This window comes from Streptomyces regalis, assembly GCF_001509475.1.
GTDB classification, from domain to species: Bacteria; Actinomycetota; Actinomycetes; order Streptomycetales; family Streptomycetaceae; genus Streptomyces; species Streptomyces regalis.
Genome location: NZ_LLZG01000154.1, coordinates 1 through 4,337, shown reverse-complemented (window position 1 = coordinate 4,337; position 4,337 = coordinate 1). Strand labels below are relative to the sequence as shown.

3 protein-coding genes and 1 pseudogene are annotated in these 4,337 nt (G+C 71.6%); 1 reads left to right on the top strand and 3 read right to left on the bottom strand.

Annotation, left to right across the window (positions count from 1 at the left end; all coding sequences use genetic code 11):
• Nucleotides 1–557: 557 nt before the first annotated feature.
• The gene (locus ADL12_RS20225; protein ID WP_062704079.1) at nt 558–1,739 is read right to left on the bottom strand and encodes a PP2C family protein-serine/threonine phosphatase; all 1,182 of its coding nucleotides are present in this window, start codon (nt 1,737–1,739) and stop codon (nt 558–560) included.
• A 162-nt stretch (nt 1,740–1,901) separates the two neighbouring features.
• Between ADL12_RS20225 and ADL12_RS20220 the strand changes: the two genes are divergently transcribed.
• Complete coding sequence (locus ADL12_RS20220; RefSeq protein ID WP_062704078.1) at nt 1,902–3,131, top strand: GNAT family N-acetyltransferase; 1,230 nt, start codon at nt 1,902–1,904, stop codon at nt 3,129–3,131.
• An 18-nt stretch (nt 3,132–3,149) separates the two neighbouring features.
• On the opposite strand, the gene ADL12_RS20215 is transcribed toward ADL12_RS20220, so the two are convergent.
• Both ADL12_RS20215 and ADL12_RS50650 read right to left on the bottom strand, forming a co-directional pair.
• Nucleotides 3,150–3,965, bottom strand: coding sequence for an Fpg/Nei family DNA glycosylase (locus ADL12_RS20215; protein ID WP_062704077.1), 816 nt, complete (start codon nt 3,963–3,965; stop codon nt 3,150–3,152).
• Between the two features lie 199 nt (nt 3,966–4,164).
• Nucleotides 4,165–4,260 (bottom strand): annotated as a pseudogene (locus ADL12_RS50650) (ribose-5-phosphate isomerase); the annotation flags it as partial.
• Nucleotides 4,261–4,337: the final 77 nt, after the last annotated feature.

Sequence of the window (4,337 nt, the reverse complement as noted above, 5' to 3'; positions counted from 1 at the left end):
CCCCCGCTTCGGCCCTGAACGGGCCTCGTCCTCAAACGCCGGACGGGCTGAAATGCACGGACCGGCGCTGAGAAGCGACGGCCGGTGCGGGAGGCGAAAGCCCCAGCCGGGTGGGTAGGGGCTCGGGATGGTGCCGTCTCGTCCTCGAACCACGGACAGGCTGACATACACGAACCGGCACCGAGAAACAACGGCCAACGCCGGGAAGCAAAGGCCCCAGCGGGTGGGTGGGGGCTGAGGATGGCGCGGCCTCATCCTCGAACCACGGACAGGCTGACATACACGAACCGGCACCGCGAAACGACGGCCAACGCCGGGAAGCGAAAGCCCCAGCCGGGTGGGTGGGGGCTCGGGATGGTGTCGTCTCGTCCTCGAACGACGGGCGGGCGGGCTCGATGATGCCAACCCGCGCTGAGAAGTGACGGCCAGTGCCGTGAGGCAAAGGCCGCGGTGGGGGCTGGGGGACGGTGCCGCCTCGGTCTCAGACGGCGGAGGGGAGCGAGGTTCCTCGTCCTCGGGCTTCGGGTGGGCTGGGTGATGGCGGGCGGTGCTGAGGGTCAGCGTGTTGTTGCTGTTGCCGTCGGGCCCTCGCGGCAGATCAGCAGGAGTGCCCTGTCGTCGTTGACGTCTCTCGCGACCGCTTCGATGAGGTGCCAGGCCGCTCCGTGGAAGCCGCCGGCGACGTAGCGGTCGGCCTCGCCGGTGAGGCGGTCGATGCCCTCGACGATGTCTCGGTCGGACGTTTCGACCAGGCCGTCCGTGAAGAGCATCAGCACGTCGCCGGGGCGGAGCGTGCCCTTCACCGGGTCGAACTGGGCGCCGTCGTACACGCCGAGGAGGGGGCCCTCGGCCGCCTTCTCCTCCCAGCGGCCGCTGCCCGCGCTCAGTTGGAGGCCCGGGGGGTGGCCTGCCGAGTAGAGCTCGTAGTCGCCCGAGTCCAGGTCCAGGACCAGGTGGATCGACGTGGCGAAGCCCTCGTCCCAGTCCTGGCGGAGGAGGTAGCCGTTGGCCGCCGGGAGGAACGCATGCGGGGGCAGGCTGCCCAGGAGGCCGCCGAACGCGCCCGACAACAGCAATGCCCGGGAGCCCGCGTCCATGCCCTTGCCGGAGACGTCCGTGAGGACGACCTCCAGGGTGCGGCCGCCGTTGGTGCGGGCCGCCACCACGAAGTCGCCCGAGAAGGACTGGCCGCCCGCCGGGCGCAGCGCCATCTCGCGATGCCAGCCGTGTGGCAGGCTCGGCAGCTTGCTCTGGACGCGGATGCGTTCGCGCAGGTCGAAGAGCATCGTGCCGCCGCGCCGCCAGGGCACGCCCACCCGGCTGCGGAACTGTGCGATCAGCAGGCCGAAGAAGCCGCAGGCGGCGACTACCAGGACCACGCCCGGGGTGACGCGGGACGGGCCCTCCGTGTACGGCCCGAGCTGCACCGATTCCACGATCAGCGCCGTCGCCGCCGCCGCGTACAGGCCCAGCAGGCTCGCCGGGCGCAGCAGCAGCCCGCCGGCGACGATGGGAAGGACCAGGGCGGCCGGGGAGAACCACACCGGGTTGACCATCGTCACGGCACAGATCAGGGGGACCGTGAGGAGCAGGCCGGCCAGTGCGATCCAGTCCGAGCCGTCGCCGCGGAAGTAGTCCACGGCGCTTCTGCGCACGCCGACGCGGGCCCGGTGCCACTGCATCTTCAACCGGGCCGTGAACGTCTCGGCCACTGTGCGCCGCTCTCGTCCTGCTGCCATTAGTTCGGGACCCTATCCATCGGACCCACTGCTTGGCACGGGAGGTCCCACTTGTCCCCCGTCCGAGGTTCAACTTCACAGTGAACTTCACGGAAAGGCGCCTCGCCGCCGTCAAGAAGAAATTCCCTCGCTCGTCCCGCAATGCCCTGGTAGGCATGGTTCATGGCGACTGACTTGCGGGTGCTGCGGCAGGACGAGTGGGACAAGTGGTACGACTCCCTTATCCGCGCCTTCGGCGGGGTCGCGGAGCCGTCCGAGGAGCGGGAGTTGTGGGACTCGCTCACGGAGATCGATCGTTCGCTCGGTGTCTGGGACGGTGACACGTGCGTGGGCACGGCGGGGGTGTTCAGCTTCCGTCTCACCGTGCCGGGGGGCGCGTCGGTGCCCGCCGCCGGCGTGACGATGGTGAGCGTGGCCGCCACCCATCGCCGTCGCGGGGTGCTGACCGCCATGATGCGGCGGCAGTTGGACGACGTACGGGCCTGGGGCTGGCCGCTGGCGGTGCTGACCGCCTCCGAGCCGGTGATCTACGGCCGGTTCGGGTACGGAATCGGCACGTATCACGTCAACGCGGAGATCGACACCAGCCGCGTACGGCTGTCCGTGCCGCCCGGCACCGATGACGTACGTCTGCGCTACGCCGTACCGGCCGACGTCGTCGACGTGTGCGAGGCGGTGTACGCGCGCAAGGTGCCCGGCCGGCCCGGGATGCCGGCCCGGCAGCCCGGCTGGGAGCGGCTCGGGCTGCTCGACCCGGAAAGCAGCCGGGAGGGCGCGTCGCCGCTGCAGTGCGTGCTCGCGGAGCGGGACGGCGAGGTCGTCGGGTACGCGCGCTTCCGCGTCAAGCCGGACTGGGAGCCCACCGGCCCCAAGGGCGTCGTGCTGCTGCGGGACACCGAGGCCCTCGACCCGGCGGCGGAGGCCGCGCTGTGGCGGTTCCTGTTCGACATCGACCTGACCTCGACGGTGAAGACGAACGGGCGGCCGGTGGACGAGGCGTGGCAGTACCTGGTGTCCGACATCCGGCGCTGTTCGCTGCGGGTGCGGGACTCGCTGCACGTACGGCTGGTGGATGTGGGGGCCGCGCTTCAGGCGCGGACGTATCAGGCGCCGGTGGACGTGGTGTTCGAGGTCGAGGACGCCTTCTGCCCCTGGAACGCCGGGCGTTGGCGGCTGTCCGGGGACGCGAAGGGCGCCTCGTGCGAGCGTACGACCGACGCGGCCGATCTCGCCCTGTCCGTACGGGAGTTGGGAGCGGCCTACCTCGGCGGCGTGAGCCTCACGGCGCTGGCCGCGGCCGGCCGGGTGCGGGAGCTGCGGCAGGGGGCGCTGGCGGAGGCGTCGGTCGGGTTCGCCTCGGCTGTGGCGCCGTGGTTGCCGCACGGGTTCTGACGCGCGCCGCCAACTCCTTTACGGCGTCTGGCAGTCCGGGCACCAGAAGAGGTTGCGGGCGGCGAGGTCGGCGGTGCGGATCTCGCCGCCACAGATGTGGCAGGGCAGGTTGGCCCGGCGGTAGACGTAGACCTCGCCGCCGTGGTCGTCGACGCGGGGCGGGCGGCCCATCGCCTCCGGGGTGTGCTCGGGGCGGACGGTGTCGATGCGGTTGTTGCGGACGCCCTCGCGCATGAGCTCGACGAGGTCCGTCCAGATGGCGTCCCACTGGGCGGGGGTGATGTCCTTGCCTGCGCGGTACGGGTCGATGCGGTGCCGGAAGAGGACCTCGGCGCGGTAGACGTTGCCGACGCCCGCGATGACCTTCTGGTCCATGAGCAGGGCGGCGATGGTCGTACGGCTGCGGGAGATCCGTCGGTAGGCCAGGTGTGGGTCGGCGTCGTCGTCGGCGCGGAGGGGGTCGGGGCCGAGGCGGTCGTGTATCGCCTGCTTCTCGGTGGGCGTGATCAGTGCGCAGGTGGTGGGGCCGCGGAGGTCGACGTATGCGGTGCTGTTCGCGAGGCGGAGGCGGACGGTGTCCGTGGGTGGGGGTGCGGGGGCGTCGCCGAAGTTGACCTTGCCGAAGAGGCCGAGGTGGATGTGGATCCAGTCGGCGGCCCGGAAGCCGAGGAAGAGGTGTTTGCCGTGGGCCTCGGTGCGGGTGAGTTCTGAGCCGGTCAGGAGTTCTGCGGCGTCCGAGAACTTGCCCTGGGGGCTGGTGACGTGGGGGGTCGTGCCGAGGAAGGCGGCGGCGTAGTCCTGGGCCAGCCGGTGGATGGTGTGGCCCTCGGGCACGGTGACTCCTTCTTTGTGTGCGGGTGGGTGGGGGCGCGCGGCAGGATTTCGCCCCCGCCGCCCCTACCCGTCCCATCCCCAGGGGCTGCCGCCCCTTCGACCCCGCCAGGGGGCTTCGCCCCCTGGACCCCCATCGGCCTGAACGGCCTCGTCCTCAAACGCCGGACGGGCTGGGATGCACCGGCCGGCCCGGAGGTGGCTACTGCTGGGGGTGGTGCGGGGGGATCGGGGGGAGGTCGCCTGTCGTCTCGTACGTCGCCAGCATGTTGATGCGGCGGGTGTGGGGGGGGTCCCCCCCGGACCGGGGGGGGCGGGAAAGGTCCCCGGAATTTTTTGGCCCCCCCCCCCGGGGGGTGTGCGCACCCCCCCCCC

Bases quoted from the DNA above. Each gene is read 5' to 3' on its own strand.
- ADL12_RS20225 (WP_062704079.1), bottom strand. From the start codon at position 1,739: ATGGCAGCAGGACGAGAGCGGCGCACAGTGGCCGAGACGTTCACGGCC.
- ADL12_RS20220 (WP_062704078.1), top strand. From the start codon at position 1,902: ATGGCGACTGACTTGCGGGTGCTGCGGCAGGACGAGTGGGACAAGTGG.